The sequence below is a fragment of the Photobacterium sp. OFAV2-7 genome, assembly GCF_022347985.1.
Classification (GTDB): Bacteria; Pseudomonadota; Gammaproteobacteria; order Enterobacterales; family Vibrionaceae; genus Photobacterium.
In genome coordinates this window covers 1-3152 of sequence record NZ_JAKRFQ010000643.1, presented here as the reverse complement: position 1 = coordinate 3152, position 3152 = coordinate 1, and the positions used below count along the sequence as shown (strand labels likewise).

Sequence of the window (3152 nt, the reverse complement as noted above, 5' to 3'; positions counted from 1 at the left end):
TATTTTTTTGTTCTTTGTTTTTATATGTGTCAATAGTGCGCATTGTTAGAGCAATTGCTCATATATATTTGATAAAGGCTCCGGTTAAAGCGTTTTAGTGCCATTAATTTACCTTAAGTTGTTGTTTTTATAATGATTGTGATAGTTTTCCTCGCTTTTGTCTTTATGTGTGCTGTTGCGCACCTTCATCAATTTGCAGATTAAGAATAACTATGCATAAACCTAAAAAAAGTTGGCTAGGTAGCGCAATTCTAAGCTTATTGCTTATCGGCTGTGGGGAAGGAAATGACACCGCAGGTAAGGGATCTGTTGTGGACAACTCATTGGTGGTTAACAGTAAGTTTGCAGCCACTTATTTACAGACCATAGAAAAGGAACCATCGCAGCCAGCCCCAGTTGGTTACCAAGCGTCGGTCAAGCTGAAGAGTCAGGCTCAGGCTCTAAGCTACGATGGGAAGCTGGAGGTGACTAATATCCTGACCAAGGATAAACAAGTTTTCGACTGGCCTATGACCCAGAAACTGGATAGCGAGGGTAACGTCGAAACGGTTTCACATCGTGCACTGACGCTTAAGCCTGGCAGTTATGATTTTGTCTTGCTCCTGACTTCGAAAGATGGCAAGCAGAGTCAATATATGGCTCAGGCGCTGGGTGAAGACGTGATTGACGGTAAAGCTCCCGAGATTGATTTTGTCCTACTGCCTAATCTGGGTGAGACCATCAGTGATTTTGAGCAGGTTCAATATGTCTTTACATTAAAGTTTTCGTGGCCAGCCGAAGATCTCGCTGCGTTGAGTCATCCGCAGTTTGGCCTGTCTATTAACGGTGAGGATGAGACGGTTTATACCATCAATAAAGAAACCGGTATCGCGGAGCTGATCATGAATGTTGAGCCGGGTGAGTATCAGCTGGCAATGCGCTTATATGATGGCGACCTGATGGTGGGCAAAAATGGCGAGCAGGATGACTCGGTGAATTTTGTTGAGGGAGAAGATGCCAAGATGGACGTGATTCCACTCCAGGCTGATGTAAACCTTAACCTTAGCCCGATGAAAGATCAGGGGCATTTTTCCTTTACGGTACCAGCCGAAGTGGTGAATGAAGTTGGCTCAGCCCACGAACTTGCACTGATTGTTCGACTCGGAGGGGACAATGTACCAGTTCAGGAGAAAGTGCTGACTATTCGTGATGAAAATGGCATTTACAAAGCAAGCGATCTGTTTGAAACGGGAGGTCAGGATCGGTTAACCGCTTATTTGGCATTCCATAAGGTGAGTGAGGCATCAGAACAATTTCGTTCAGTGCCGTTTGCCAGCTGTAATACTTCAATCAATGTTGCGCTTAACCAGGCTCTGGGCTGCAAGCTTGAACTAAAACGCGAAAGCATCATGACAGGACGTGTACTGGGCACACTGATGCTGAATGTATTGGATCAGAACCAGCAGCCGGCTTTGGGCGTCAAGGTATACGTGGGTGATAAACTCATTGGCCTGACGGGAGAGCAATACAGTACAGGTTCGATCAAGGCATATTTGGTTGCCGGTGACTATACAGTTAAAGCTGCGGAAGGCGTACTCGAAGCGGCTGATACGATAACAATGAGTCCGTTAGCGGTTGAAAACAAGGTGCTGACCCTGCAGAAAGGTCCGAATGTTGGTGATGGAAAGTTTGTTTTGAAGCAGACTCTGACCGTCGGCCAGGGTGGTGATAATTATATTGATGCCAGTACATTGGTTGATTTCAATGGTGATGGTGCACTGGATGTCATTCTGGCTCCTCCCCGCAATGAAGAGCAAATTTTCCTAAATGATGGACAGGGGAACTTTGCCTTGTCTTCATTCACCTCTGGTGATAATTCCACTATCCATAAAATTGCTGTTGATGATCTTAACGGCGATGGCAATGCGGATATCGTTCGTGCAACGGACACAGGGGTAAGCGTTTTCCTCAATGACGGAAAAGGAAATCTGACGGCGTCGAACCAGAAGCTAACGAACAAAAGCAGTGATTCTGTGGCTCTTGGTGATATTGACGGCGATGGCGATTTAGATATTGCTCTGATTGAAGAGTGGAGAGCTCCTCGGGTCTTTATCAATAACGGTTAGGGTTCTTTTGTCGATGAAAACGGTTTTTTGAGTGACCTCTCGGGGCAAAACAGCGCCAATGTTGTTCTTGCAGATGTTAATGGCAATAACAGCCTGGATATTATCTGGGCCGGTGGCGATCATAAGAATATGATTTTCTTCAATGACGGCAAATGACGTTTTACCGATTCAGGTCAGAGACTTGGAACAAGCCAAAGTACAAGCACTAGCAAGCATTACGACGTAGCGGCGAATGACATGAATGGCGATGGCTATGTCGATTTGATTATAACCAATGCTGACTACCATGGCGTGGAGGAAGTCAATCAACTGTTTATCAATGATGGCAAAGGGTTGTTTGAGCTTTCCGATACTGATTTGGGGACCAACGGTAGAACACCGGCCATTGCCGATATTGATAGCGATGGCGATTTAGATATTGTTATCGGTGGTAAGCCTAGCATTTATGTTAATGAAGGGAATCGATACTTTTCCTTATCAGGAGTCAATCAGTTGCCTTACGGAGCTGAGCAGCCTTTGCTTGGAGATGTTGATGGTGACGGAGATGTGGACTTGATGCTCAGAACAGGCCATAGCAGCCGGGTTATGACTAATCAGCCGTTGTAATAGGGCCTTCAGCGTAATCACTATGTCTAATGGCAGCTTCGGCTGCCATTGTTGTATCAACGACTTGTCATATAGCGGACACACCCATTTACAACTCTTTGAGCTAACTCATGGCCTGATACTTGTCATTGAGCAGGTACTTATGAGAGGGTTAGCGGCATGTTTTGCTGATGAGAGATTACCATGACATTTTTCTTTGAGCGGACGGAATCAGCCGACAAGGTGACCATTGTTCTGAAGCCGCATTCGCTTTATACCATGTTGCTGATGCTGGCAGCATGGCTGCTGAATGATTTGGTTCTGCAGTCTGCCCCTATTACTCAAATAATCATGCCTGTGTTTATTGTGTTTATGGTTATTCGCTTTTTCTCGCTTATCCGTGTGCAGAAAGAAGTACTCGTGGCCATGAAGCAAGGCCGAGTCAGCACCAGTGGCAGCAAG

At 45.6% G+C, this 3152-nt stretch carries 4 protein-coding genes; all 4 read left to right on the top strand.

Going from position 1 to position 3152, the window contains the following annotated elements; translation table 11 throughout:
- Positions 1-212 precede the first annotated feature (212 nt).
- Entirely contained in the window at positions 213-2105 is a 1893-nt protein-coding gene (locus MHN01_RS22290) for a VCBS repeat-containing protein (protein ID WP_239413518.1), read from the top strand.
- Positions 2106-2132: 27 nt separating this feature from the next.
- Positions 2133-2261: a hypothetical protein gene (locus tag MHN01_RS24575; protein ID WP_255725404.1), complete on the top strand. Its 129-nt coding sequence runs from the start codon at positions 2133-2135 to the stop codon at positions 2259-2261.
- 81 nt (positions 2262-2342) lie between these two features.
- Positions 2343-2711, top strand: coding sequence for a VCBS repeat-containing protein (locus MHN01_RS22285; protein WP_239413516.1), 369 nt, complete (start codon positions 2343-2345; stop codon positions 2709-2711).
- Between the two features lie 183 nt (positions 2712-2894).
- Positions 2895-3152 (top strand): hypothetical protein (locus MHN01_RS22280; RefSeq protein ID WP_239413515.1); only part of this gene is annotated, 258 nt, incomplete at its 3' end.

Coding starts and splice junctions, on each gene's coding strand:
- MHN01_RS22290 (WP_239413518.1), top strand. CDS start 213: ATGCATAAACCTAAAAAAAGTTGGCTAGGTAGCGCAATTCTAAGCTTA.
- MHN01_RS22285 (WP_239413516.1), top strand. CDS start 2,343: ATGAATGGCGATGGCTATGTCGATTTGATTATAACCAATGCTGACTAC.